The sequence below is a fragment of the Hymenobacter daeguensis genome (assembly GCF_054780555.1).
In genome coordinates this window covers 1-536 of the sequence record NZ_BAAGWC010000074.1, presented here as the reverse complement: position 1 = coordinate 536, position 536 = coordinate 1, and the positions used below count along the sequence as shown (strand labels likewise).

Genomic DNA, 536 nt, shown 5'->3' with positions numbered 1-536 from the left:
GGGGCGCAGTTCGTCGGCAACGACGTGTCGCGGCCGCTGCGCACCAACGGCAGCACGTTCTACGGCCTCTACAGCTTTTCCTCGCGGGGGCTGGCGCTGGAGAAGAACAAGATTCACGACCCCTTCACGGGCAGCCTAACCAACACTAACTCAATCTACGCTATCTACCTGAGCAACGGCACGACCCCGACGGCGACGGCCACGGTGGACGTGGTCAACAACGTGCTGTATAACATGAACGGCAACGGCTCGCAGTACTTGATTTACAGCTCGGGCTCGGCGTTCAGCCGCATCTACAACAACACTATCAACTCCGATGACCAGACGGCCACGGGTACGAGCACGACCTACGGCATCTACAGCTCGGGGGTGAGCGCCGACATTCGCAATAACATTGTGAACATCACGCGCACGGGTGGCAGCACTACCACCAAGTACGGCCTGTACTACGTGACCAATGCGCCGACCAGCAACTACAACGACCTGTACGTGCCCACCGGCAGCGTGGGCTACTACACCACGGCTTACACCACGCT

The 536-nt window shown here is 59.7% G+C and carries 1 protein-coding gene; it reads left to right on the top strand.

Going from position 1 to position 536, the window contains the following annotated elements; translation table 11 throughout:
- Window positions 1–536: hypothetical protein (locus tag ACYVHT_RS23340; protein WP_460557813.1), on the top strand; the 536-nt coding region annotated here is incomplete at both ends.